We start from the raw sequence: 1,380 nt of genomic DNA on the forward strand, positions 1-1,380 counted from the left end.
CAGTTAGTGCCCGCGGACCACCTGGTCCGCCAGATCGAGGCCGCGCTGGATTTTTCCTTTATTTACGACGAAGTTGCGTCCCTCTATGCCCCCATCGACCGGCCGAGTATTGACCCGGTCCGGCTGGTGAAAATGGTGCTGCTCCAGTATTTGTTCGGCATTCGCTCCATGCGTCAGACCGTGCGGGAGATCGAAACGAATGTGGCCTACCGATGGTTCCTCGGTTTGGACCTCCTGGAGCCCGTGCCGCATTTCTCCACCTTCGGCAAAAACTACACGCGCCGGTTTCGGGACAGCGGGTTGTTCGAAGCGATATTTGAACGAGTGCTGGGAGAAGCCGTGGCCGCCGGCTTTGTGGATCCGTCCGTCTTTTACATCGATGCCACCCACGTGAAAGCGAACGCCAACAAGAAAAAATTTGATCGCGTTCATGTAGCAGCTGAAGCCCGGGCCTACCAGGATCAACTGGACGCCGAAATTCACCGGGACCGCGAGGTCCACGGAAAAAAGCCCCTGCCTCCCGCCCGCCGCGAACCGGGCGGACGGGAGGTCAAACAAAGCACGACGGATCCTGACAGCGGCTATTACGTCAAAGATGAACGGGAGAAAATGTTTGCCTACAGCTGGCATACCGCCTGCGACCGGCACGGGTTTGTGCTCGGAGCGATCGTGACCGGAGCCAATGTTCATGACAGCCGGGTCTTTCATGATCTATTGGCGCAGGTGATGGCCCGCACGGGCCGCCCGTATGCCGTCGCGGTGGATGCCGGATATAAAACCCCGGCGATTGCTCATTGGCTTCGCGAGCAGGGCATCCGCCCGGTCATGCCTTATACCCGTCCCAAGGGCCCGCCGGGACGCTTGCGCAAACAGGACTTTGTGTATGATGCCTATCTGGACGCGTATCTCTGTCCCGAGCATCAGGCCCTGCGCTACCGCACCACGAATCGGGACGGTTATCAGGAGTATGTCTCGGATCCCGTCTTTTGTCAGTCCTGCCCGCTGCTCGAGATCTGTACCCAAAGCCGGGATCACCGGAAGGTGATCCTCCGCCACGTCTGGCAGGAGGATCTGGACGAAGCCGAACACCTTCGGCACACCCCGTGGAATCGGAGGACCTACGCGGAACGAAAAGAAACCATCGAACGGATTTTTGCAGATCTCAAACAAAAGCATGGCTTGCGCTGGACGCTCCTCGCCGGAGGGGCACGAAACACCGCGCAGGCGATGCTTGTTTATGCGGTGATGAACCTCAAAAAACTCGCCACCTGGCGGTGGCGACAGACGTGCGCCGGCCGTTGGAGGCTTCTTTCTCCCTCAATGGCACAAACAAAGGCCTCCGAAATTCATTTTCGGAGGCCTTTGTCTACAATCTGAGAG

Annotated in this window: 1 protein-coding gene; it reads left to right on the top strand. The window is 58.5% G+C overall.

Annotated features, from left to right (window positions below; all coding sequences use genetic code 11):
• A partial coding sequence (locus ACTRXF_RS15900; protein WP_474279771.1) for an IS1182 family transposase occupies window positions 1–1,377 on the top strand: 1,377 nt, incomplete at its 5' end.
• Window positions 1,378–1,380: the final 3 nt, after the last annotated feature.

The organism is Marinococcus sp. LNHM3E3-2.2 (assembly GCF_056034385.1).